Genomic DNA, 23,885 nt, shown 5'->3' with positions numbered 1-23,885 from the left:
GGAGGCTGGGTTACGTGGGCGAGTCCCCCGACAGGGTGCTGCGGGACGGCGAGCGGGCGCGGGAGCGGGACGGCGAACGGGCCGGTGCAGCCGCGGCGGTCGAGGAGTCGGCCGCGTCGGCGGTGGACCCGGCGGCGGGGGAGTCCGGGCAGGCCGGGACGGCCGCCGGGGCGGGCGCCGCTGATGCCGACTCGGACGCCGCTGCCGAGCGGCCCGCCGCCGACGCCGGTGCCACGGGCGCGGACTCGGCCGGGCCCGCCGCGATCGCCGGCGAGGACTCCGCCGCCGCGGCCGACGGCGGCACCGACGCGGTCGCGGACGTCGATGCCCCCGACGGCCCTGACGAGGCCGACTCCGACGAGGCCGACTCCGACGACCCCGGCGAGGCGGCGCGGGTGGTCCGGCCCGGGCCCACGGTGGAGCTGCGTGTCCGGGATGCGGACAACCGGACGACCGCGCTGCGGCTGCCGACCGACCAGGCGACCACCGCGCTGCGGCTGCCCGCCGACGACGCGACCACCGCGCTTCGCCTGCCCGGAGAGCTGCGCAAGCCCGCCGGTGCCGCGGCCGGCACGCCGGAGCGCCCGGTCGGCGCCGACCCCCGTCTCGCCATGCGGACGGGGCGGCCGGCCGAGCGCGAGGACGGCCCGGGCGGCCCCGACGCCCCCACCACGGAGACCGAACCGTCCGCGCGTGCCGAGAAGTTCGAGAAGCGGGAGAACGCCGAACGGACCCAGGTCCTGCGCGTTCCCGTCGTCGCGGCGGCGTCCGCCGCGTCCGCCGCCGCGGCCGTTCCCGGGACGGACGCCGGCACGGACACCGACGCCGACTCCGACACGGACACCGTCCCGGAGCCGCCCGCCCCGCGCCCGCTGCCCGAGCCGGCCCCCGTCCCGGAGCCGACTCCCGAGCCGCACCCCGAGCCGAAGCCGCTGCCGGAGCCCGAGCCGGCCCCCGTCCCGGAGCCGGAGCCGCGGCCGACGCCCGCCCCGGCTCCGAAGCCCGAGCCCGCCCCGGCCCCGCCGCCGCTGCCGGTGCCCGAGCCGCAGCCGCTGCCGGCGCCGGCGCCCTTCCCGGAATCCACCTCCGAGGCGATGGAGGTGCTGGCCGCGCTCAACGGCCGGCCCGTCTCGCCGCTGCGCCGCGCCCTCAAGCGGATCACCATCTGGACGCTCTTCCTCGCCGTCGTGCTCGGCGCCGTGGTCACCGCCCAGCTGCTGCGCCCGCTGCCGGGCACCAAGGTGTCGATGACCGCCGCCGGCGGCTACGGCTTCGCCGGCGACCCGCTCGACCTGGCGTGGCCCGCCAAGGGGCAGTCCGCCGCCGAGGTGGTCGGCATCGGCAGCCTGGGCAGCTCCGGCCCGGAGACGCCGGCCTCGATCGCCAGCGTCACCAAGGTCATGAACGCCCACCTCATCCTGCAGGCGCACCCGCTGAAGAAGGGCGAGGCCGGTCCGAAGATCACCGTCGACAAGCAGGCCGCCCAGGAGTCCGGCAACGTCGACGAGTCCCGGGTCACCCTGACCGAGGGCCAGCAGATCAGCCAGTACCAGGCACTGGAGCTGCTGATGCTGCCCTCCGCCAACAACGTCGCCCGGCTGCTGGCCCGGTGGGACTCCGGATCGGAGGAGGCGTTCGTCAAGAAGATGAACGACACCGCCGCCCGGTTCGGCATGACCAACACCACCTACACCGACCCGGCGGGCTTCAGCCCGGAGACCAAGAGCACCGCCAAGGACCAGCTGAAGCTGGCCGAGCAGGTGATGCAGGACGAGATCTTCCGGCAGATCGTCTCCACCCCGGACACCACCTTCAACAACCAGAAGATCTCCAACACCAACACCCTGATCTCCCCGAAGAACGGCATCATCGGCGTCAAGACCGGCTCCAGCACCCCGGCCGGCGGCTGTCTGATGTGGGCCGCCTACAAGGAGATCGCCGGGGTGCGGCGGCTGATCCTCGGCGTCACCCTGGGCCAGCCGGCCACCACCGCCGAGCCGAGCATCCTCAAGATGGTGCAGAACGTCAGCGCCAAGCAGATCCAGGCCGCGCAGAACGGGATCACCGGGCAGACCCTGGCCAAGCAGGGCGACGTGGTCGGCCGGGTCCAGGACGGCCTCGGCGGCTCCGTCCCGGTGATCGCCGCCCAGGACCTCACGGTGGCCGGCTTCCCCGGCGTCACCGGCACCGTGGTGCTGGACCCGCTGAAGCTCGGCCACCGGGTGGCGGCCGGCACCAAGGTCGGCGTGCTGCGCACCGGGGAGGGCGACAACCGGGTGGAGGTGCCGGTCGTGCTCCAGTCCGACCTCGCCCCGCCGTCCGTCCTCTCCCGGCTGACCCGCGCCCTGTGAGGCGCGCCGGCTGAACCGCTCCGGGCGGCCCGCGGTCAGAACCGCGGGCCGCCCCACTGTCCCGGCGCGGTGCGCGAGCCCAGCAGCCGGGCCATCGCCTCCTCCTCGGCCACCACCCGGCCCAGCGCGATCGCCAGGGTGAGCGCGGTGAACACCACGATCAGCCAGGAGAGCGCGGTGAACACCACGCCGAACGGGCCGAACTGGCCGATGCTGCGGGTCATCGCGCCCGGCAGGTAGACCCGCGAGGCCACCCCGATCCCCACCACCGCCACGCCGCTGAGCAGCGCGCCCGGCAGCAGCGGCAGCCAGCGGATCCGGGCGCCCAGCAGCAGGTGCTGGGTCCACCACCACATCGCCGTCGCGAGCAGGAAGGTCAGTGGCAGGCCCAGCCAGGCGCCCAGGCCGAAGCCGTCCTTGACCGGGGTCTGGAACACCAGGCAGACCAGCCAGACCAGCAGCCAGACCAGCCAGCGCCAGGCCGCCACCCTGGTCCCCGCCTTGGGCAGTTCCCAGCAGCGCTCGCAGACCCGTTGCATCGCCCGGCTCAGCGCCGTCGCCGACAGCAGGGTCACCAGCGCGCCGACCACCCCGATGCCGGTCTCCTGCCCGTGTCCGGTCCCCAGCATCTGCTGCACGGACTGCGCCGCCTGGCCCTGCAGGCCCAGCTCCTTGCGGAGCGAGTGCACCACGCCGTCGCGGACCGCCGCGGGGGTGAAGACCGCCACCACGAACAGCGCGGGCAGCGCGCTCAGGAAGGCCTGCGCGGCCAGCCGGGTCGCGCAGTCCAGCAGGTTGACCCGGAGCAGCTGGTGCAGCGCCCGGCCCACCAGCGGGACCTGTTCGGGCAGCCCGCGGGCGGACCCGGCCAGGGCCGCCGACCGGTGCCGCCACCGGGTGGTCCGCCGGCCCTCCCGGTCGCCCCGATCACCGCGGTCGCCCTGGTCGTCCCGGTCGTCGGGGCCGCCCCGGCCGGCCGGCTGCCCGCTCGGCTGCTCGCTCACCCGCCGTCCTCCCGGACCATGGTCGTCGTGCTCCATGGTCACCCGGCTCCGGACCCGGCGCACCCGGGCCGCTCGCCCGGCGAGGGGCCTCAGCGCCCGGGGCGGGTCCCGTCCAGCAGCGAGAGCGTCATCCCGCCCAGCGGCGTCACCTGCTGCGGCGTCCCGAACCGGGCCCGCAGCGCGTCCGCCTGGTCGGCGGGCAGCGCGGCCAGCGGGTCGGAGGTGTTGCCCAGCACGACCAGCCAGGCGCGGCTGCCCGGGCCGGTGCACTCGGCGGGGTGCGCGCACGGCACCGGGAAGAGGTCCTCGGCCTGGACCGCTCCGGTCGCCTCGAACAGCGGGTACGGCCGCACGCCGGCCGGCAGGTAGTAGGAGACACCCGGGCCGATCATCGACCAGGCCTGGTCGCCGAGCGGCACCGCCAGCCCGTCCCCCGGCCGGTAACCGGCCGCGATCAGCCGGGCCACCTCCCGGTACGGCTCCTTCGACTGCGCGTGCGAGCCGGCGTAGCGCACCAGGGACTGCTTCGGCAGGGCCGTCACCCCGGCCACCGCCACCACGCCGACCGCCAGCAGCAGGCCGGCCGCCCGCACTTCCGGCGGGGTCCGGCCGGGCCGGGCCGCCGCGGTCACCGCCGCGTAGCCCGCGCCGATCCCGCAGCCGCCCAGCGCCGCCCAGGCGGGCACCGTGAACAGCAGGTACCGGTCGAGGAAGTAGGAGGTCGGGCCGAACGAGAACGCCCAGACCGCCAGCACCGGCAGCACCGCGAGCAGCAGCAGCCGCAGCGCCGGGCCGCGCCGCCCGGGCAGCACCAGGGCCAGCAGCCCCAGCACCAGGAAGACGTGGAACACCCGGGCCGAGCCGAACAGCGGCTCGCCGAAGTGCCACAGCTGGTCCAGGGTCGGCTTGCCGAGCCAGCCCAGCTGCCGCTCGGACTGCCGCCGGCCCAGCAGCGCCACCGGCAGCACCGCCGCGACCAGGGCGGCGAGCACCAGGGCGAGGCCGCCGAGCAGCCGGCGGCGCTCCCGGCCGCCGGTCCGCCACAGGTACGGCGCGACCAGCGCCGCCTGGCCGGCCAGGGCGCTCAGCGAGACCAGGTGGGCCGCGCCCGCCACCGCCATCGCCAGACCGTACGGCGCCCACCGGAGCAGCGTCGGCCGTTCCAGCGCGCGCAGCAGGAACCAGGTCGCCGCCGCGACGGCGCAGGTCACCAGCGCGTAGGAGCGGGCCTCCTGGGCGTAGCGGGAGATCAGCGGCACCATCGCGAACAGCAGGCCGGCGCAGACGCCCGCGACCCGCCCGCCGAACAGCCGCTCGGCGGTCAGCGCGGTGAACGCGGCCGCTCCGGCCATCGCCAGGACGGAGGGCAGCCGCAGCGCGATCTCCGAGTCGCCGAACAGCGCCGTCCAGACGTGCAGCAGGACGTAGTAGGCGCCGTTGCTGGCGTCGACGTGCTGCAGCATCCGCAGCAGGTCGCCGAGCGGCCGGGTGGCCGAGGCCCAGCTCGCCACCTCGTCCCGCCACAGCGCGGGCGTCCCCAGCCGGTACGCGCCGACCGCCAGCATGACCAGCGCCGGCGCGAGCCACACCACCGGCCCGGCCGCCATCCGCGCGAGGCGGACGGGGCCCCGGTCCCACCGGTCACCCGACGCCATCTGCCGCCCCCGTTCTCTTCCCCCTGCCGGAGGGGTCCGGGCCCGTCGCTCCGGGAGTCCGTCCTCCCAGGCTATCCGCGCCGCCTCCGGCCGCGCGGGTCGCCCCCGTCCCACCTGACCCCCCGTCGGGCGGCCCGCCCGCGCAGCCCGCCCCGCCCACCGCCGCGCCCCGATCCGCTAGGCTGTCTGCGGTCGTCCCCGCCTCAGTAGCTCAGGGGATAGAGCACGGCTCTCCTAAAGCCGGTGTCGCAGGTTCGAATCCTGCCTGGGGCACAGCGCCGGTCACGGCGGATGACGTGAGTGCGGGCCCCCTCGGTTGCGATCGAGGGGGCCCGCGGTCCTTTCCCCCGGGCGACCGGGGTGAGGGGGAGTCAGCGCAGCAGGCCGTCGGGGTGGTCGGCGGCGGGGCCCGGGGTGGGGCCGGCGGTGTCCCGGGGCGGGTGGGCCGACACCAGGACGCGTTGGACCCGGGGGCGGGTGCGCCAGTTCACCCGGCGGAAGTCGCGGGCGAGCGCGCCGGGCCGGGCGAGTTCGACGAGCACGGTGACGCTGCCGAGGACGATGCCGGCGGCGAGCCAGCCGGCCACCACGTCGCTGGGCCAGTGGACGCCCAGGAAGACCCGGGAGGCGCCGATCCCCAGGACGGTCAGCGCGGCGATCGAACAGGCGGTGATCCGGCCCGCCCGGCCGACCCGGGGCCAGATCAGGCCGACCAGGACGGCACAGGTGATCGCGGAGGCCATCGCGTGGCCGGAGGGGAAGGCCGGGCCCCCGGCGTGCGAGACGGGGTCGGAGAAGGTGGGGCGCTGGCGGCCGACGGAGAGCTTCAGCACCCACTGGCCGCCCCAGCCGATCAGGGCCTGGGCCGCGACCCAGCCGCCGAGCGTCCGGGCGCCGATCAGCCAGAGCCAGAGGGCGGCCGCGCCGAGCACGGAGCGCATGGTGACCGTTCCGCCGATGTCGGAGAACAACTGCACCGAGGCGGTCCACACGGTGTGACCGGCCGCGAAGTCGTGCAGATCGTCGATCAGCCTGTGGTCGATCCGGGAGAGCGGCCTCCAGCCGGTCTGCACCATGGCTGCCAGGACGGCGAACAGCACGGCGCAGCAGACCGCGAGTGCCGCGTGCCGGAGCAGGTGGCGGTCACGCGGGGTGATGGAGGGCGAGCTGTTGGTCAGGTGCATGGCTGACACCTTCCCAGCCGCCCCCGCCGATCGTGCGCCGCGGCGATAGCGATTTGGCATCTTTTGTGCGGAGGACCTGCGTGCGCCGGGGTGTGGGCGCGCCCTGCGCGGGAACGCGCCCGGGTCCCGCGGGGTTGAGCCGATGAGGGATGCGCGCGGGGGTGCGCCCGGTGGCCCGGAAGGACACGTCGGGTGTCGCTCGGGTCACCCTGCGTCCGGATCGGGGGCGGGATCGGGCAGGATACTGCATCGCCCGAAGAATCTGAGCGACTTGGGAATGTTGTCCGGATTCTGTTCGTTGGATCGTTACGTGTGAGCCCCGGAGGGCCCGCACTTCTTGCCCGTTGCGGGCAGGCAGCCAGACCGCGGCAACACCAGCAAAGGGAGCAAGCATGGCCACCCGTGCCGTCGTTCGCGACAGGGCCGACCGGACTCGCGCGGCCCGCCCGACCAACCTCGAGGCCGACCGTGACCTGGTCGGCATGTACCTCGACGAGATCGCCAGGACGCCCCTGCTCGATGCCGCCGAGGAGGTCGAGCTCTCGCTGCGGATCGAGGCCGGTGTCTACGCCCAGCACCTGCTGGACGAGGACGGGCTTCCCGAGGGCGTGCGGCGCGAGGAGCTGGAGGCGATAGCCGAGGACGCCGAACGCGCCAAGGACGTCTTCATCCGCTCGAACCTCCGCCTCGTGGTCGCCGTCGCCCGGCGCTACCCGCGCAGCGGCCTGCCGCTGCTCGACCTGATCCAGGAGGGCAACGCGGGCCTGGTCCGGGCGGTGGAGAAGTTCGACTACGCCAAGGGTTTCAAGTTCTCCACCTACGCCACCTGGTGGATCCGCCAGGCGATCACCCGGTCGATCGCCGACCAGTCCCGCACCATCCGGCTGCCCGTCCACCTGGTCGAGGAGCTCGGCCGGATCCGCCGGGTGCAGCGGGAGAAGTCCAAGGAGCTGGGCCGGGAGGCCGAGCCCGCCGAGATCGCGGCCGAGCTGGACACCACCGAGGCCCGGATCAAGGACGTGCTGGACTGGGCACGCGACCCGGTCAGCCTGAACATGTCGGTCGACGACGAGGGCGAGACCCAGTTCGGCGACCTGGTCGAGGACACCGGGGCGACCTCCCCGGAGGACGCCGTGATGGTGATGCTCCGCCGGGAGGAGCTGGACGGCCTGATCGGGCGGCTGGACGACCGGACGGCCTCGATCATCCGGTCGCGGTACGGCATGGAGGACGGCCGCGAGCGCACCCTGACCGAGGTGGGCAAGCAGCACGGGCTGACCCGCGAGCGGATCCGCCAGATCGAGAAGCACGCGCTGGCCGAGCTGAAGAAGATCGCCGACCACGCGGGCTTCGAGGCCGCGTGACGCGGGCCTGCGGGACGACGGCAGGGGTGACGGCGGTGGACGGGCCCGGCGCGGAGCACTCCGCACCGGGCCCGCCGTCGTGCCGGGCGGCCTTCTAGGCTGGTGGGAGCGGGCGGGAACGGCGGCGGGGGCGAGAACGGTGGAGGCGAAGGTGTCGGAAGAGAAGTCGGGCGAGGAGAGGCCGGACCGGCCGGAGGCGGCCGGGGAGACGGCGGTGGACGGAGCGGGGAAGGCGGCGAAGGCCCGGCTGGTCTTCGGGGACCCGCTGGAGCGGCAGTCCAGCGACGACACCGACGCGGGCTGGGGCGACCGCCCCGGCGCGGGGGAGTCCGGTGGGCGGGGGCTGGACTGGTACCTGAGCCAGCGCCCGCCGCACCACGGGGACTGACCGGCGGCCCCGGCCGGGCCTCAGCCGGCCCGGGTGACCAGGGCGTCGCGGATCTCGGCGAGCAGCAGCACCTCCTTGGCCTCGGCCTCCGCCTGGACCTCGGCCAGCGTCTTGCGCCGGGCGGTGAACTTGTTCATCGGCAGGATCAGGCAGAAGTAGACGACGGCCGCGGTGATCAGGAACTGGAGGACGGCGCTCAGCACGCTGCCCCAGAGGATGGGGATGCCGGACGCGACCTCGCCGGTGGGCGTCACCTCGCAGGGCCCCTTGAGGCAGGAGCGGTAGGACGCCAGGTCCTTGGCTCCGAACGCGCCGACGACCGGGTTGATCACGCCCTTGACGAAGGCGTTGACGATGTTGGTGAAGGCCGCGCCGATGACCACGGCGACGGCGAGTTCGACCACGTTTCCGCGCAGCAGGAATTCCTTGAAGCCTTTCATGCCGCGTGAACGACGAAGTCGCCCCCCGGTCACGGGTGATTTTCTCCCCCCTCCGACGGACAACCCGTTCGGCCCACCGCGGGCGGTGCGGCCCCGGTCGCGGGCGGGCCCGCCCAGGCCGGTCCGAGGGTGAGCGCGGCCGCCGCGAACAGCAGCACGGCCGGAACCGGCGCGCGGTAGCGCAGCACCTGCCGGAGCCGGCAGCGCGGGCCCGCCCGGCCGCCGATCGGCGCGAACGGCGGCACCGGCTGCCGGGGCGGGACGCTCGGCGCGGGCAGCGGCGGGATCGGCAGCGGACGGGGGGACAGGGCGGGCGAACCGGTGCGCACGGGCACCTCCAGGATCGGCTTCGGGGTTCCGGTGACCGCCACTCTGGGCCGCCCGCGCCCTGGCCGGAAGCCGCTTTCCCCCGCCTGTGGAAAACCCGGGGCTGTGGAAAAACCGCCTCACCCGGACGAGTGAGGCGAACACCCCCGGAAACGGCGAAAGGCCCGTCGCGCCCGCAGGGAAGCGGGAGCGACGGGCCGTCCGGAAAACCGGTGCCGGTGTGCCCGGCCGGGGATCAGCCGGCCGCCGGAGCGGGGCTCGCGGCGGGGGCCGGCGTGCTCGACGAGGACGAGGACGAGGAAGCCGACGTCGACGAGGAGGAGGACGAGGACGAACCCCCGCCCACCGAGCTGCTGGAGGAGGATCGGCTGTCGGTCCGGTAGAAACCGGAGCCCTTGAAGACGACGCCCACCGCGGAGAAGATCTTGCGGAGCCGTCCCTGGCAGTCGGGGCACGTGGTCAGCGGCTCGTCGGTGAACTTCTGCACCGCCTCCAGGCCGTTGCCGCACTCGGTGCACTGGTACTGGTACGTGGGCACTTGTCTTCCTCCTGGCACTCTCGCCTGATGAGTGCTAACGATGGTCAATGATGCGGCATTCCGGTGGATCAGTCCAGCGACTCGAATGTGAGATGAGTCCGGTGCCGTGCCCGGTCCCGGTCCGATCCGGCCACCGCGCTCAGCCCTCGGCCGCGCCCACCAGCCGGGCCGGCACGCCGCGCTCCGCGGGGGCCGCGGCCACCGTGCCTCGGGCGCCGCGCGGGACCAGCAGCCCGCGCAGCGTCACCAGCGCGATCAGGCCCAGCCCGGCCCCGGCCACCGGCACCAGGAACCCGACCGAGGGCCCGTGCGCGTCGATCAGCCGCCCGGCCGCCGTCGCGCCGGTCGCCAGGCCCAGGCCGATCGCGCCGGTCAGCCAGGTGAAGGCCTCGGTCTTGGCGCCGTCCTCGACCAGCGTCTCCACCAGGGTGTAGCCGCTGATCAGGGTGGGGGCGATGGCCAGGCCGCAGACCAGCCCGGCGGCCGAGAGCGAGACCAGGTCGGGCATCGCCCACAGGGTCGAGCAGCCCAGCACCAGCAGGCCGTAGCTCATGATCATCCGCTGCTGGACGGACCGCCGCCAGGCGATCACGCCGTACAGCACACCGGCCACCATCGAGCCGCCGGCGAAGATGCCGTAGACGGTGCCGGCCGCGCCGTGCTGCCCGACCGAGTCGGCGAAGGCGTTCACCGAGACCTGCATGCCGCCGAAGACGGCGCCCACGCCGAGGAAGGCGCCGGCCAGCAGCCGGACGCCGGGCGAGGCGAGCGCGGAGGCCTGCCGGGTGCCCGGCTCGCGCACCACCCGGGCGGGCGCGGTGCGCCGCTGGGCGGCGAAGGCCAGACCGCCGGCCAGGGTCAGCGCGGCCTCGGCGACCAGCCCGGCCGAGGGGCTGACCGAGGTGGCGACGGCGGCGGCCAGGATCGGGCCGATCACGAAGGTGAACTCGTCCGTCACGGACTCGAAGGCGAAGGCGGTGCTCACCTTGGCGGCGGAGCCGGCGGAGGCGCCCTCGGCGGAGAAGGTGGCGATCCAGCGGGCTCGGACCATGGCGCCGATCTGCGGCACGCTCGCCCCGGCGGGCGCGGCGGCCAGGAACAGGCTCCAGGCGGGCGCGTGCCCGAGCGCGAGCGCGATCAGCGCGCCGACCGAGAGCGCGTGCACCACGACGGTCGGGACGAGCACCGGGGCCTGGCCGTACCGGTCGGCGAGCCGACCGGTCTGCGGGCCGACCAGCGCCTGGGCGACGGCGGCCACCGCCGCGACGGTGCTGGCGGTGCCGTACGAGCCGTGGGTGTCCTTGACGAGCAGCAGGATGCCCATGCTGAGCATCGCGTAGGGCAGTCGCGCGACGAACGCGGGAGCCAGGAACGTCCAGGCGCCGGGTGTGCGCAGCAGCGTCCCGTAGCCGACGCGGGCGGGCGCGGCGGCGGGCGCGGCGTCCTGGGCGGGTGCGGTGGTGCTGGTGTTCCGGGCGTCCTCGACGCTCTCGTCCGTTCGGCGGGCCGTCACGGACGGTCCTTCCTGCTGCCTGGTAGCGCGGCAGGGCAGGGGAGGGCCCCGACGGCGCCGAGAGTCGTCCTCTCGCGCGTCGACCGGGGTAGATACCGGGCCGGTCCGGCGGTGGGCCGGGGCCGGGCCGCGGCCGCCGGGCGGTCGCGCCAACTCTGCATCAGGCAGATGCTCGGGTTGGTGTATCGGTCATCACGTGATTTACGCGCGTAGAAGGCGCGCCTTACCGAGACTACAGGAGCGGTCCCGGCTTGTCCCGTGACGTCCTGGTGAACGCCCGGTGAGACCTCGGGCCGCCGCGCCCCCCGGCCCCTTCAACCCCGCGCCCGTTCAGTCCCGCGCCCCTTCAGTCCCCGCGCCCGTTCAGCCAGTCGGCCAGCTTGCCGCCCTTGTCGACGGCCCGCAGCCGCCGCTCGGCGGCCTCGCCGACCTCGTCCGTGGTCACCACCAGCAGCTCGTCCCCGCCGCGCAGCACCGTGGCCCTGTCCGGCACGAAGCTGCTCCCCTCGCGCACCACCAGGGTCACCGCCGCGCCGGCCGGCAGCCGCAGCTCGCCGATCTCCACGCCGGACATCTTCGAGCCCGGCGCCAGCGCGACCGACAGCAGGTGCCCGTGCAGCTTCTCCAGCGGCGCGGACTCGATGTCGAGGTCCTGGCCCATCGAGCCCTCGCCGATCCGCAGGGCCTTGGCGACCCAGGGCAGGGTCGGCCCCTGGAGCAGGGTGAAGACCACGACCAGGATGAAGACGATGTTGAAGACGTCCTGGGCCAGCGGCGCGCCGGAGACCAGCGGGATGGTGGCCAGCACGATGGGCACCGCGCCGCGCAGTCCGGCCCAGCTGAGCAGGGCCTGCTCGCGGGCCGGCAGCCGGAACGGGGTGAGCGTCAGCACCACCGAGAGCGGCCTGGCGAGGAAGACCAGCACCGCGCCGATCACCAGCGCGGGCACCACGGCCGAGCCCATCGACTCGGGCGTGCAGAGCAGGCCGAGCAGCACGAACATGCCGATCTGGCCGATCCAGGCCAGGCCGTCGGCGAAGCCGCGCACGGCGGGCCCGTGCGGCAGCTTGGCGTTGCCGAGGACCACCGCGCTGACGTAGACGGCGAGGAAGCCGGACCCGTGCAGCAGCGCGCCGCCGGCGTACGCGAGCACGGTGAGCGCCATGACGGCGATCGGGTAGAGGCCGGAGGACGGCAGCGCGACGCGCTTGACGCCGAACGCGCCCAGCTTGCCGACCAGCAGTCCGATGGCCAGGCCGACCGCCAGTTCGGCGGCGATCGTGGCGAGCAGGACGTACCAGGAGTCGTGCGCGCCGACGGTGGCGAAGGAGACGACCAGGATGACCACGGGCGCGTCGTTGAAGCCGGACTCGGCCTCCAGCAGGCCGGTCAGCCGGCGGGGCAGCGGCACCGTCCGCAGCACCGAGAAGACGGCCGCGGCGTCGGTGGAGGAGACGATCGCGCCGAGCAGCAGCGAGGTCCGCCAGTCCAGCCCGACCAGCCAGTGCGCGCCGGCCGCGGTGACGGCGACGCTGATCCCGACGCCGACGGTGGCCAGCACCGTGGCGGCCGGCATCACCGGTCTGGCCTCGCGCCAGTTGGTCTTGAGGCCGCCCTCGGCCAGGATCACCACCAGCGCCGCGTACCCGAGCACCTGGGTGAGCTCGGCGTTGTTGAAGGAGATGCCCAGGCCGTTCTGGCCGAGCGCCACGCCGATGCCCAGGTAGATGAGCAGACTCGGCAGGCCGGATTTCGTGGACACCCGCACGGCGACCACCGCGACCAGCAGGATCACGGAGAACTCGAGGAGCAGCTGGTTCAGGTGGTCGACATTCACGCAGGGGCACCTCGGGCGTGGCAGGGGCGGACGGGGTACCGACAGGGGCGGCGCCGGGAAGCGGCGATTACTCCCCTTGCGGATCGTTACTCAGTCTAACATTTTGCCATATCTTTAAGTTTGCTTGTCACCGGCTCCACTCGGCCCTCCTTCCACCCCTCTGTTTCCCACCGTGAGCGTCCCCCGTGCACGGCCGCCAGCCGGGGCGGCCTAATGTGGTGCCCTGTCACGGCTCCGTGCTCTTGACATGTCCGCCCGCCCCCCAGTGAGGACCGCAAGGACCCAGATGCCCCGCTCGAAGAAGTTCCGGCGCGCCCGTCTGATCGTGATCGTGCTGGTCGTGCTGCTGGTGGCCGGCGCCGGCTACGGCGGTTACCGGGGGGTGGCCGCGGTCCGTGCGTCCTTCCCGGAGGTCGACGGCAGCGTCAAGCTGGCAGGCCTGAGCGCGCCGGTCGACGTCAAGCGCGACGCCAACGGCATCCCGCAGCTCTACGCCGACACCTCCGAGGACCTCTTCCGCGCCCAGGGCTACGTCCAGGCCCAGGACCGGTTCTGGGAGATGGACGTCCGGCGGCACATCACCGCGGGCCGGCTCTCCGAGATGTTCGGCGACAGCCAGGTCGAGACCGACACCATGATCCGCACCATGGGCTGGCGCCAGACCGCTCAGAAGGAGTTCGACACCGTCCTGGGCGCGGAGACCAAGAAGAACCTCCAGGCGTACGCGGACGGCGTCAACGCCTGGCTCGCCGAGCACCCGGGCGGCTCCTCCGCCTCGCTGGAGTACGGCCTGCTCGGCGTCGTCAACGGCGACTACAAGCCCGAGCAGTGGACCCCGGTCGACTCGGTGGCCTGGCTCAAGGCGATGGCCTGGGACCTCTCCGGGAACCTCCAGGAGGAGATCGACCGCTCGCTGCTCGCCCAGGACTTCAGCCGGGAGAAGATCGACGAGCTCTACCCGGACTACCCGTACGCCCGCAACGGCACGATCGTGAAGACCGGCGCCGTCAACGGCACCAGCTACAAGCCGGCCGACGGCTCCGCCCCGGCGGCCGGCGGCACCGGCACCGGCACCGCCGCGGGCTCCGGCACCGGCACCGCGCAGGGCACCGCCGCCACCAAGGCGATGCTCAAGGACGTCACCGACCGGATCGACGCGCTGCCCGAGCTGCTCGGCCGCAACGGCCAGGGCATCGGCTCCAACTCCTGGGTGGTCGCCGGCAGCCACACCACCACCGGCAAGCCGCTGCTGGCCAACGACCCGCACCTCGGTCCCGGCCTGCCCTCGGTCTGGTACCAGATGGGCCTGCACTGCCGGTCCGTCTCCCCGGCCTGCCAGTACGACGTCTCCGGCTTCACCTTCGCCGGAATGCCCGGCGTGGTCATCGGCCACAACAAGGACATCGCCTGGGGCCTCACCAACCTCGGCGCCGACGTCACCGACCTCTTCCTGGAGAAGGTGACCGGCCCGGAGACCTACCTGGTGGACGGCAAGGAGGAGAAGTTCGAGCTCCGCAAGGAGACCATCAAGGTCGCCGGGGGCGAGGACCGCACCATCACCGTGCGCACCACGAGGACCGGCGCCCCGCTGATCTCCGACCCGAGCACCGAGCAGCAGAACGTCGGCAAGTACGCGCCCAACGGCGACTCCGCCCCGGACCGCGGCACCGGCGGCTACGGCGTCGCCCTGCAGTGGACCGCGCTGATCCCGGGCAAGACCATGGACGCGGTCTTCGCGCTCGACCGCGCGAAGGGCTGGGAGGACTTCCAGAAGGCCGCCGCGGACTTCGCCGTCCCGGCCCAGAACCTCATCTACGCCGACGCCAGGAACATCGGCTACCAGGCCCCCGGGTACATCCCGGTGCGCGGCAAGGGCGACGGCCGCTACCCGGCGCCGGGCTGGGACTCCGCCTACCAGTGGAAGAAGGACCCGGTCCCGTTCAGCGCCCTGCCGTGGAGCCTCAACCCGAGCAGCGGCTACATCGTCACCGCCAACCAGGCCGTCGTCGAGTCCTCGTACAAGTACGACCTGACCCACGACTGGGAGTACGGCACCCGGGCCAAGGAGATCACCGACCAGATCGAGGCCCGGCTGAAGAACAACGGCAAGATCTCGCCGGACGACATGCAGGAGATGCAGCTGGACAACACCAGCATCCTGGCCAAGACGCTGGTCCCGATGCTGCTCAAGGTCCAGATCGACGACCCCTACGTGCGCGAGGCCCAGGACCTGCTGAAGGACTGGAACTACCACCAGGACGCCGACTCGGCCGCCGCCGCCTACTACAACGGCGTCTGGCGCCAGCTGCTCACCCTCGCGTTCGGCCAGAAGTTCCCGGCCGACCTGCGGGCCGAGGACAATTGCCTGCTGGTGCGCGAGCAGGCCGACCCGACCAAGCCGGACAGCAAGTCGCGGATCGTCACCGAGTGCGGCACCCGCGACCCGGGCAAGGCCCAGCCGGACGGCGGCGACCGCTGGACCGAGGTGGTGCGCCAGCAGCTGGAGAAGCCCGACAGCAGCTGGTGGACGTACATCGACTCCCAGCACAAGGAGCAGAAGGGCCTGGACAACCTGCTGCGCGAGGCGATGACCAACGCCCGCCAGGAGCTGACCTCGCTGCTCACGAAGGACATCACCACCTGGAGCTGGGGCCGGCTGCACAAGCTGGAGCTGCGCGAGCGCACCCTCGGCTCGGACGACTCCTCGATCGCGTCGAGCGCCGTCCACAAGCTGCTCAACCGCGGCCCCTACCGCCTCTCCGGCGGCTCGGCGGCGGTCGACGCGGCGGGCTGGAACGCGGCCGCCGGGTACCAGGTGGACTGGATCCCGTCGATGCGCATGGTGATCGACCTGAACGACCTCGACGCCTCCCGCTGGATCAACGTCGGCGGCGCCTCCGGGCACGCCTTCCACGAGAACTACAACGACCAGACCGACCTCTGGCTCAAGGGCAAGCTGCTGACCTGGTCCTACTCGCCCGACGCGGTCGAGAAGGCGACGAAGCACAGACTGACGCTGACCAACGGCTGACGCCGGCCGGTCCCCGACGGCCCCGCCCCCGGATCACCCGGGCGCGGGGCCGTCGGCGTCCGTCCGTCCGCCCGCTCAGCCCAGCCGGTGCGTGCCCGAGGGGGTCAGCGCGAGGTCCACCGGCCGGTCGTGCGGCTCCGCCGGCACCCGCTCCAGCAGCTCGTGCTCGTACAGCAGCACCGCCAGCACCGGCCGCGCCCCGGCCCGCTCCAGCCGGGCCAGCACCCGGTCGTACGAGCCGCCGCCGCGCCCCAGCCGCAGCCCCCGGCGGTCCACCGCCAGCCCCGGCAGCAGCACCAGGCCCGCCTCGGTCACCGCCCGCGGCCCCAGCCGTTCGCCGACCGGCTCCAGCAGGCCGCGCCCGGCCGGGGCCAGCGCCTGCGGGCCCTCGTACGCGGCCCAGTCGAGGTCGTTGTCCGCCATCAGCACCGGCAGCAGCACCCGCACCCCGCGCTCCCGCAGCGCGTCCAGCAGCGGACGGGTGCCCGGCTCGGCGCCCACCGAGACGTACGCCGCCACCGTGGCCGCCGCGGCCGCCAGCTCCCCGGCGTGCCCGGCCAGCGCCTCGGCGGCCCGTTCCCGGGCCTCGGGCGGCAGTTCCCGCCGTTCGGACAGCAGCCGTGTCCTCAGCGCGCTCTTCTCGTTGTGCATGGGATGGTCCACCGCTCCTCCACCGCTCGACCTCGACCGCTTCGACCACGACCGCTCCGGATCCCCGACGCCCGTGCGACCGGGACGCCCAGAGCCTGACACGCGGAAGGCAGCCCCCGATGTCCACCCCGGTGCTGGTCCAGGCCCTGGCCGTGCTGAGCGCCCCCGCGCTGGCCGGCGCCGCCGTGCTCGGCGGCCGCCTGCGGCGCGGCTCGGCCCGTGCGGCGCAGCGCGAGGCCGCGCTGCGCGAACGCCTCGCCGCCCTGGAGTCCCGCTGCGCCGAGCTGGAGCGCACCGCCTCCTGCGACCCGGTGACCGGCGTCTGGAACTACCGCCACCTCCAGCTCACCCTGGAGCGGGAGATCGACCGGGCCCGCCGGGCCGAGCGGCAGGAGCAGCAGGACGGGCCGCGTCCGCTGGCCGTCCTGCTGCTGGAGATCAGCGGCTTCGACGCGGTGGTCGCCGAGCACGGCCGGGCCCGGGCCGGGACGGTGCTGCGCGACCTCGCCCAGCGGCTCGGCATGGAGATCCGCCGCTCGGACACCCTCGGCCGCTACAGCGGCGAGGAGTTCCTGGTGGTGCTGCCGGACACCGGCGCCGAGGGCGCGGCCCAGGTCGCCGACCGGCTGGTCTGGTCGGTCCGCCGCCACCTGCTGCTGGACTGGTCCTCCGGCGACCGGGAGGGCCGGCGCCCGTACGGCAACGGGCTCACCGCCGCGGCCGGCCTGGCCGTGCTGCCCGAGGACGGCGCCCACGCCGCGGTGCTGCTGCGGGCCGCCGACCGGGCGCTCGCGGCGGCCCGCGCGGCCGGCGGCGACTGCTGGCGCCCGGCCGGTCCCCGGCCCCCCGCGGCGGACGTTGCGCAGGGCGCCCCGGCGGCCGCGCGGACGCCCGCCTCCCCGTGTACGGAGGGAGTCTTCGCAGCCGAACGTGACCGTTCGGAAAAGGCGGGTAGTCTGTCGCCCTGTGTCGGAGGGGACCCCCTCACCCCGCCCGCCACGTCCCCTATGCCTGCCATCGCGGCCGGGTCCGGCGACGTGCTGCCCGAGCATCGGTCAACTGCGCCCGGTCAGGCGAAATACGTGCCTTAGTAAGGTAAACGCATGACGACGACGAACTCCCGTACCCCGGTCACCAAGGCAGTGGTCCCCGCGGCCGGTCTGGGTACCCGATTCCTGCCGGCCACCAAGGCGACTCCGAAGGAGATGCTGCCCGTCGTCGACAAGCCGGCGATCCAGTACGTCGTCGAGGAGGCGGCCTCGGCCGGCCTGTCCGACATACTGATGGTCACCGGCCGCAACAAGCGGGCCCTGGAGGACCACTTCGACCGGGCCTACGAGCTGGAGGAGCTGCTCGCCCGCAAGGGCGACGAGGACCGCCTGCGCCGGGTCCGCGAGTCCGTCGAGCTCGCCAACATGCACTACGTCCGCCAGGGCGACCCCAAGGGCCTCGGCCACGCCGTCTCGGTCGCCGAGCAGCACGTCGCCGGCCAGCCCTTCGCCGTCCTCCTCGGCGACGACCTGATCGACCCCCGTGACCCGCTGCTGGCCCGCATGATCGAGGTCCAGCAGGAGCTCGGCGGCTCGGTCGTCGCGCTGATGGAGGTCGACCCCTCCCAGATCCACCTGTACGGCTGCGCCGCCGTCAAGCCGAACGGCTTCGGCGACGACGTCTTCCAGGTGACCGACCTGGTCGAGAAGCCCGACACCGCCGACGCCCCGTCGAACTACGCCGTCATCGGCCGCTACGTGCTCGACCCGTCGGTCTTCGACGTGCTGCGCGAGACCGAGCCGGGCCGCGGCGGCGAGATCCAGCTCACCGACGCCCTGCGCGAGCTGACCAACCGCCCCGCCGACACCGGCGGCCAGGTCCACGGTGTGCTCTTCAAGGGCCGCCGCTACGACACCGGCGACCGCGCCGACTACCTGCGCGCCATCGTCCGCCTGGCCTCCGAGCGCGAGGACCTCGGCCCGGACTTCCGCAGCTGGCTGCGCGAGTTCGTCGCCTCCGAGCTGCAGGACTGACACCCCCACAGAGAGCGAGCGCGCCGATGACCGGGTCCACGGAGAGCGGTACCACCCCCGCAGCCTGCTGCGACGACTCCGCGGACCCGGCCCCGGCCGCCCGCCCCGCCGCCCGTCCGGACGGTCTGTGGACCGTGGACGAGCACCTCGCCGACGTCCTGGCCGCCGTCGGCCCGCTGCCCGCGATCGAGCTCCGGCTGCTCGACGCGCAGGGCTGCCGGCTGGCCGAGGACGTCCTCGCCGAGGGGGACCTGCCGCCCTTCGACAACAGCTCGATGGACGGCTACGCCCTGCGCACCGCCGACACCGTCGGCGCGAGCGCCGCGTACCCCTCGGTGCTCGCGGTGGTCGGCGACATCGCCGCCGGCGCCGGTGAGCTCCCCGCGGTGGGCCCGGGCCAGGCCGCCCGGATCATGACCGGCGCGCCCGTCCCGCCCGGCGCCCAGGCCGTCGCCCCGGTCGAGTGGACCGACGGCGGCACCGGCACCGGCCGCCCGGCCGACGCGATGACCGCTCCGGTCGAGGGCGAGGAGGTCCGGGTGCTGCGCCCGGTCGCCGAGGGCGCCCACATCCGGCGCCGCGGCGGCGACGTCGCCGCCGGCAGCCTGGTGCTGACCACCGGCACCCGGCTCGGCCCCGCCCAGCTCGGCCTGCTCGCCGCGATCGGCCGGGCCACCGTCACCGTCCGCCCCCGGCCGCGGGTCGTGGTGCTCTCCACCGGCAGCGAGCTGGTCCAGCCCGGTGATCCGGTCGGCCCGGGGCAGATCGCCGACTCCAACAGCTTCACCCTCACCGCCGCGGCCCGGGACGCCGGCGCGATCGCCTACCGGGTCGGCGGCGTGCCCGACGACGCGGCCCGGCTGCGCGCCGTGCTGGAGGACCAGCTCGGCCGGGCCGACCTGATCGTCACCAGCGGCGGCGTCAGTGTCGGCGCGTACGACGTGGTCAAGGAGGTCTTCGCCGAGTACGGCGGGGTCGACTTCCGGCGGCTGCGGATGCAGCCCGGCAAGCCGCAGGGCTTCGGCCGGATCGGCCCCGGGGCGGGCGTGCCGCTGATGGCCCTGCCCGGCAACCCGGTCAGCGCGTACATCTCCTTCGAGCTGTTCGTCCGCCCGGTGATCCGCGCGATGCTCGGCGCCGGGGACGTCCACCGCCCCGTCGTCCGGGCGCGCTGCCCGGTGGCGCTGCGCTCGCCGGCCGGGCGCCGGCAGTTCCTGCGCGGCCGGTACGCGGCCGCCGACGGCCTGGTCGAGCCGGTCGGCGGCGCGGGCTCGCACCTCGTCGGCGCGCTGGCCCGGGCCGACTGCCTGATCACCGTGCCCGAGGACGTCACCGAGCTGCCCGCCGGCAGCGAGGTCGACGTGGTGCTGCTCGGCGGCTGAGACGCGGGGGTACCCGGGCGAACTCCCGTCCGGGGCGGGCCGTCCACGGGTGCGGCCCGTCCCACGCGGGGGCCGCGACGGGGGGTACGGTAGCGCGGTATTCGACCTGCGCGCCCCTGGAGCACCCGTGAGCACCTCACCCCCCGGCGACCGCCTCACCCATGTCGACGAGCAGGGCGCGGCCCGGATGGTCGACGTCTCCGAGAAGGCCGTGACCGCCAGGACCGCCGTCGCGGCCGGCCGGGTCAGGGTCGCCCCGCGCGTGGTGGAGCTGCTGCGCGGCGAGGGCCTGCCCAAGGGCGACGCGCTCGCGGTGGCCCGGATCGCCGGGATCATGGGCGCCAAGAAGACCCCCGAGCTGATCCCGCTCTGCCACCCGATCGCGCTCTCCGGCGTCAAGGTCGAGCTGACCGTCGCCGACGACGCGGTGGAGATCACCGCCACGGTGCGCACCACGGACCGCACCGGCGTCGAGATGGAGGCGCTGACCGCCGTCGCGGTGGCCGGGCTGACCGTGATCGACATGGTGAAGGCGGTCGACAAGGGCGCCACCGTCGAGTCCGTCCGGGTGCTCGCCAAGACCGGTGGCAAGAGCGGCGACTGGACCGCCCCGGAGGCCTCCGCATGAAGGCGCTGGCGGTCACCGTCTCCAACCGCGCCGCGGCCGGCGTCTACGCCGACAAGGGCGGCCCGCTGCTGGCCGAGGGCCTGCGCGCGATGGGCTTCACCGTCGACGGTCCCCGGGTCGTCCCGGACGGCGCACCGGTCGAGGCGGTGCTGCGCGAGGCCGTGGCGGCCGGCTACGACGTCGTGCTGACCACCGGCGGGACCGGCATCTCGCCGACCGACCTCACCCCGGAGATGACCGCGCGGGTCCTGGAGCGCGAGATCCCCGGCATCCCCGAGGCGATCCGCGCGTACGGCCGGGAGAAGGTGCCGGCCGCGGCGCTCTCCCGGGGGCTGGCCGGCACCGCCGGACGTACCCTGGTCGTCAACCTGCCGGGCTCGACCGGCGGTGTCCGGGACGGTCTGGCCGTGCTGGCCCCGCTGCTCGGCCACGCCGTCGACCAGCTCGGCGGCGGGGACCACCCCCGGTCCGACGCACCAGCTTCCGGGAGCGCGCACTGAACGCCGGCTGGCCGGTAGAACTCCACGAGGGGGACGTCGTGCTGCGCCCGATCCGGGCCCGCGACCAGCGCGAGTGGCAGGAGGTCAGCCGTCGCAACCGGGACTGGCTGCGACGCTGGGAGGCCACCGTGCCGCCCGGTCCGGCGGGCCTCGCGGCGGGCCCGCGCCCGACCTACCGGCAGATGGTGCGCTACCTGCGCGGCGAGGCCTCGGCCGGCCGGATGCTGCCCTTCGTGGTGCTGTACCGGGGCCGGCTGGTCGGGCAGTTGACCGTCGGCGGGATCACCTGGGGCTCGATGTGCTCGGCCAACGTCGGCTACTGGATCGACGAGGGGGTGGCCGGCCGGGGCATCATGCCGACCGCGGTGGCGCTTTCGGTGGACCACTGTTTCCGCACCCTGGGCCTGCACCGGATCGAGGTGTGCATCCGGCCGGAGAACGGTCCGAGCCGGCGGGTGGTGGAAAAGCTTGGGTTCCGCTCGGAGGGAATGCGGCCGCGCTATCTGCACATCGACGGCGACTGGCGGGACCACCTGGTGTTCGCGCTCACCGCCGAGGAGGTCCCCGAGGGGATGCTGGAACGCTGGCGTTCCCTCAGCGCGGGGCGCCGCCCCAGGAATTGAATACATGTTCGAATGAAATATCGATATGGCATCGGCGTGGCGACGGAGGGGCACAAATACCGGCAAAATAGTCGGAGAATCAGCTTGATCACACGACACGCCGTGCCAAATTGCTACCGGCCCTTCCTCCACGCCCGTACGGTGTGAATCGTGAGCAGTAGCGGCCTTATCTACGCCGTCATCGTAGGGGCCTGGGCCGCCTATCTGGTGCCGATGTGGCTCCGCAGGCAGGACGAGCTCAACGAGGCGCGCCCGACGGAACGCTTCAGCACCGCCATCCGCCTGCTGGCCGGGCGTTCGGCGCTGGAGCGGCGGGCGTCCCGGGCCCTGGGTGACGAACCGCGTGACGACGAGCAGACCGAGGACGGCCCCCCCGAGCGGGACGCGGCCGCCTCCGACGACCCCGCGCCCGCCCCCGGCGCCCCCGCGCAGGGGCCGGGCGTCGACCCGGCGGCCCCCCGCCCGGCGGTCCGGGCCGAGGCGCGGTCCGGACCCGGGGGCGGTGGCTCCGAGCGTCGGGCGCGGCTGCTGGCCCGCCGGCGCCGGATGGTCACCGTCCTCTTCCTGGCCTTCGCGGTGGGCGCGGTGGTCGCGGCGGTGGCCGGTCTGGCCTTCCTCTGGGTGCCGGCGCTCCCGGCGCTCCTGCTCACTCTCTACATCGGCCATCTGCGCCGGCTGGAGCGCCAGCGGTACGCGGTGAAGCTGGACCGGGTCCGGGCGGCCCAGGCCGCCGAGCGGCTGCGCAAGCGCGAGCAGCTGCGTGCCGAGGCGGGCCGCGAGAAGCCCGCCGCCGACCCCGCACCCGCCCCCGCGGCCGCCGAGCCGGCGGCCGGGGCGCCCGCCGGGCGCGGACGCCCGCACCTGCGGCTCGCCACCGAGGCCGACGCCGCCCGGGCCGCCTCCGAGGGCGCCGCCGCCTCGGCCTCGGCCGTGGCGGAGGCCACCGAGCACGAGGAGTGGGTCGACGGCATGCGGGAGCGCGGCGCGGCCGGCCCGGACTCCTGGGAGCCGGTGCCCGTCCCGCTGCCGACCTACGTGACGGCCCCGGTGGCTCCCCGGGTCAACCGAGGGCTCGACCTGTCGGCCCCCGGCACCTGGACCGCCGGGCGCCCGGCGGAGTCCCGGAAGACCCCGCTGTTCGACCAGTACGCCGAGCCCCCCGCCGCGGAACCCCGCCCGCGCGCCGCCAACGAGTAGCTCCGAGGCCCCCTCCCCGGGGGCCTCTTCGCTTCCCGGGGCCGCCTGCGCGGCCCCCACCAGGGGGGTGGTCACGGGCCCCCTCCGAAAGGTGCTAGAGTTTCTTCTCGTTGGGGCTGTGGCGCAGTCCGGTAGCGCACCTCGTTCGCATCGAGGGGGTCAGGGGTTCGAATCCCCTCAGCTCCACCCAACGGAAGTCCCGCCCGATCGGTTGATCGGGCGGGACTTCCGCGTTGTGGGGGTGCGTCGGCCGACGGGGGGTCAGCCGGGGTGCCGCACGGGCGCCTCGGGGCCGGTGCGGGACGGATCACGTCCGGGAACGGCCGAGGGCCGGCCCGGAGGATGTCCGGGCCGGCCCTCGGGGGTCGGACGGGTCAGGGCTGGCCGGAGCCCGCGTACGGGCCCGGCTGCGGGGCGCCGGACTGCGGCGGGACCGCCCCGTAGCGGGCCGGACGGCGGCCGCGCGGGTGCCGGGTGAGGGTGTAGCCCGCGACGCCGGCCAGGGCGGCCAGGGCGCCGCCGGCCAGGGTCCAGAACCAGCGGCTGTTCCAGCCGGAGAACCAGCCGGTGTACCAGTGCTCCTCGGGCTCCTCCGGGGCCGCCGCCTTGGCGGTCGCGGCGCCGCCGCCGGCCGGCGGGACCAGCGGCGCCTTGAGCTGGCCGCCCTCCGGCTGGGCGTTGTCGGTGTCGCCCTTGGCGGCCACGTGCAGCTGCACCGAGGCGGCCAGACCGAGGTCGGGCTGCGGGGCGTCGGCGACCGAGAGCCGGACGTAGTAGCTGCCCGGCAGCGGGTCGCCGGACCACGGCTCGGCCCAGGAGCGGACCTCGCGCAGGGTGCAGCTGAGCGTCAGCGAGCCGGCGGCCTGCTCGGCGGTCGCGTTCTGGGTGCCCTCGGTGCAGGCCTGCCGGCGGCGCAGCCCGTCGAACACCTCGACGCTCCAGGTCTGCGGACCGTGCCGGTCGGCGGAGGGCGCCAGGTTGACGGTCAGGCTCACCTTGGCGGTCTGGCCCTCGGCGGCCCCGAAGGCCCAGTACAGGTAGTCGCCGGTGGAGACGGCGACCGCGGCGTCCTGGCCGGGGGCCAGGTTGACGGCGGTCAGGAAGGAGGTGCCGGCCTTGTTGGCCGGGGCCGGGGTACCGCTCGCGCTCGGCGAGGGCGAGGCGGCGGAGGCGACCGGGGCCGTCAGGGCGAGCGCCGGGAGCAGGACCAGCGCGGCCGCGGCGGTGCGGAGGAAGGTCGTACGCATG

21 protein-coding genes and 2 tRNA genes are annotated in these 23,885 nt (G+C 74.6%); 13 read left to right on the top strand and 10 right to left on the bottom strand.

Going from position 1 to position 23,885, the window contains the following annotated elements:
• The first annotated feature begins 14 nt into the window (after positions 1–14).
• The gene (locus ABT093_RS00350; RefSeq protein WP_350558041.1) at positions 15–2,351 is read left to right on the top strand and encodes a hypothetical protein; all 2,337 of its coding nucleotides are present in this window, start codon (positions 15–17) and stop codon (positions 2,349–2,351) included.
• 35 nt (positions 2,352–2,386) lie between these two features.
• Here the strand turns inward: ABT093_RS00350 and ABT093_RS00345 are convergent, their stop codons facing one another.
• Together ABT093_RS00345 and ABT093_RS00340 are read right to left on the bottom strand one after the other, a co-directional pair.
• Positions 2,387–3,355 carry a YhjD/YihY/BrkB family envelope integrity protein gene (locus ABT093_RS00345; RefSeq protein WP_350558038.1) on the bottom strand — a complete coding sequence of 323 codons (969 nt, stop codon included), beginning with the start codon at positions 3,353–3,355 and terminating at the stop codon, positions 2,387–2,389.
• An 89-nt stretch (positions 3,356–3,444) separates the two neighbouring features.
• Positions 3,445–5,010 (bottom strand): glycosyltransferase family 39 protein, encoded by a 1,566-nt coding sequence (locus ABT093_RS00340; protein ID WP_350558035.1) that lies wholly within the window; start codon positions 5,008–5,010, stop codon positions 3,445–3,447.
• Positions 5,011–5,210: 200 nt separating this feature from the next.
• Here ABT093_RS00340 and ABT093_RS00335 point away from each other — a divergent pair.
• Positions 5,211–5,283 (top strand) — tRNA-Arg (locus tag ABT093_RS00335).
• Between the two features lie 98 nt (positions 5,284–5,381).
• Here ABT093_RS00335 and ABT093_RS00330 read toward each other — a convergent pair.
• Entirely contained in the window at positions 5,382–6,194 is an 813-nt protein-coding gene (locus ABT093_RS00330) for a phosphatase PAP2 family protein (RefSeq protein WP_350558032.1), read from the bottom strand.
• Between the two features lie 392 nt (positions 6,195–6,586).
• Here ABT093_RS00330 and ABT093_RS00325 point away from each other — a divergent pair, with 392 nt between their 5' ends.
• Positions 6,587–7,558: a sigma-70 family RNA polymerase sigma factor gene (locus ABT093_RS00325; protein ID WP_350558029.1), complete on the top strand. Its 972-nt coding sequence runs from the start codon at positions 6,587–6,589 to the stop codon at positions 7,556–7,558.
• Positions 7,559–7,709: 151 nt separating this feature from the next.
• A complete protein-coding gene (locus tag ABT093_RS00320) occupies positions 7,710–7,946 on the top strand; it encodes a hypothetical protein (RefSeq protein WP_350558026.1) in 237 nt (78 codons plus the stop codon).
• Positions 7,947–7,966: 20 nt separating this feature from the next.
• Here the strand turns inward: ABT093_RS00320 and mscL are convergent, their stop codons facing one another.
• From mscL to ABT093_RS00295, 5 genes are all read right to left on the bottom strand, one after another.
• A complete protein-coding gene (gene mscL / locus ABT093_RS00315) occupies positions 7,967–8,386 on the bottom strand; it encodes a large conductance mechanosensitive channel protein MscL (RefSeq protein WP_350558023.1) in 420 nt (139 codons plus the stop codon).
• 29 nt (positions 8,387–8,415) lie between these two features.
• The gene (locus tag ABT093_RS00310; protein WP_350558020.1) at positions 8,416–8,757 is read right to left on the bottom strand and encodes a hypothetical protein; all 342 of its coding nucleotides are present in this window, start codon (positions 8,755–8,757) and stop codon (positions 8,416–8,418) included.
• Between the two features lie 191 nt (positions 8,758–8,948).
• A complete protein-coding gene (locus ABT093_RS00305; protein ID WP_350558017.1) occupies positions 8,949–9,251 on the bottom strand; it encodes an FmdB family zinc ribbon protein in 303 nt (100 codons plus the stop codon).
• 139 nt (positions 9,252–9,390) lie between these two features.
• Positions 9,391–10,650: an MFS transporter gene (locus ABT093_RS00300; protein WP_350559174.1), complete on the bottom strand. Its 1,260-nt coding sequence runs from the start codon at positions 10,648–10,650 to the stop codon at positions 9,391–9,393.
• A 460-nt stretch (positions 10,651–11,110) separates the two neighbouring features.
• Complete coding sequence (locus tag ABT093_RS00295) at positions 11,111–12,601, bottom strand: potassium/proton antiporter (protein WP_350558014.1); 1,491 nt, start codon at positions 12,599–12,601, stop codon at positions 11,111–11,113.
• A 286-nt stretch (positions 12,602–12,887) separates the two neighbouring features.
• Between ABT093_RS00295 and ABT093_RS00290 the strand changes: the two genes are divergently transcribed.
• Complete coding sequence (locus ABT093_RS00290; RefSeq protein WP_350558011.1) at positions 12,888–15,632, top strand: penicillin acylase family protein; 2,745 nt, start codon at positions 12,888–12,890, stop codon at positions 15,630–15,632.
• 75 nt (positions 15,633–15,707) lie between these two features.
• Here the strand turns inward: ABT093_RS00290 and ABT093_RS00285 are convergent, their stop codons facing one another.
• A complete protein-coding gene (locus ABT093_RS00285; RefSeq protein WP_350559171.1) occupies positions 15,708–16,283 on the bottom strand; it encodes a 5-formyltetrahydrofolate cyclo-ligase in 576 nt (191 codons plus the stop codon).
• Positions 16,284–16,402: 119 nt separating this feature from the next.
• Between ABT093_RS00285 and ABT093_RS00280 the strand changes: the two genes are divergently transcribed.
• The 8 genes from ABT093_RS00280 to ABT093_RS00245 all read left to right on the top strand — a co-directional run bounded on the left by ABT093_RS00280 (position 16,403) and on the right by ABT093_RS00245 (position 22,823).
• Positions 16,403–17,374, top strand: coding sequence for a GGDEF domain-containing protein (locus ABT093_RS00280; protein ID WP_350558007.1), 972 nt, complete (start codon positions 16,403–16,405; stop codon positions 17,372–17,374).
• A 12-nt stretch (positions 17,375–17,386) separates the two neighbouring features.
• Positions 17,387–18,307: a UTP--glucose-1-phosphate uridylyltransferase GalU gene (gene galU / locus ABT093_RS00275; protein ID WP_350558004.1), complete on the top strand. Its 921-nt coding sequence runs from the start codon at positions 17,387–17,389 to the stop codon at positions 18,305–18,307.
• Positions 18,308–18,333: 26 nt separating this feature from the next.
• Positions 18,334–19,689, top strand: coding sequence for a molybdotransferase-like divisome protein Glp (gene glp / locus ABT093_RS00270; RefSeq protein ID WP_350558001.1), 1,356 nt, complete (start codon positions 18,334–18,336; stop codon positions 19,687–19,689).
• Positions 19,690–19,876: 187 nt separating this feature from the next.
• Positions 19,877–20,317 (top strand): cyclic pyranopterin monophosphate synthase MoaC, encoded by a 441-nt coding sequence (moaC, locus tag ABT093_RS00265; protein WP_350559168.1) that lies wholly within the window; start codon positions 19,877–19,879, stop codon positions 20,315–20,317.
• Entirely contained in the window at positions 20,314–20,817 is a 504-nt protein-coding gene (locus ABT093_RS00260; protein ID WP_350557998.1) for a MogA/MoaB family molybdenum cofactor biosynthesis protein, read from the top strand. Before moaC ends, ABT093_RS00260 begins: the two co-directional genes overlap by 4 nt.
• Positions 20,814–21,440, top strand: a complete 627-nt coding sequence (locus tag ABT093_RS00255; RefSeq protein WP_350559165.1) for a GNAT family N-acetyltransferase — start codon at positions 20,814–20,816, stop codon at positions 21,438–21,440. Before ABT093_RS00260 ends, ABT093_RS00255 begins: the two co-directional genes overlap by 4 nt.
• Before the next feature lie 150 nt (positions 21,441–21,590).
• Complete coding sequence (sepX, locus tag ABT093_RS00250; protein WP_350557995.1) at positions 21,591–22,637, top strand: divisome protein SepX/GlpR; 1,047 nt, start codon at positions 21,591–21,593, stop codon at positions 22,635–22,637.
• Between the two features lie 112 nt (positions 22,638–22,749).
• A tRNA-Ala gene (locus ABT093_RS00245) sits at positions 22,750–22,823 on the top strand.
• Between the two features lie 188 nt (positions 22,824–23,011).
• Here the strand turns inward: ABT093_RS00245 and ABT093_RS00240 are convergent.
• Positions 23,012–23,884 carry a peptidase gene (locus ABT093_RS00240; protein ID WP_350557992.1) on the bottom strand — a complete coding sequence of 291 codons (873 nt, stop codon included), beginning with the start codon at positions 23,882–23,884 and terminating at the stop codon, positions 23,012–23,014.
• Position 23,885 lies beyond the last annotated feature (1 nt).

Source organism: Kitasatospora sp. NPDC002551 (assembly GCF_040296005.1).
In the GTDB taxonomy this organism is placed as follows: Bacteria; Actinomycetota; Actinomycetes; order Streptomycetales; family Streptomycetaceae; genus Kitasatospora.
Note: the sequence above shows the minus strand (reverse complement) of the source record. Positions and strands in the feature narration are given on the sequence as shown.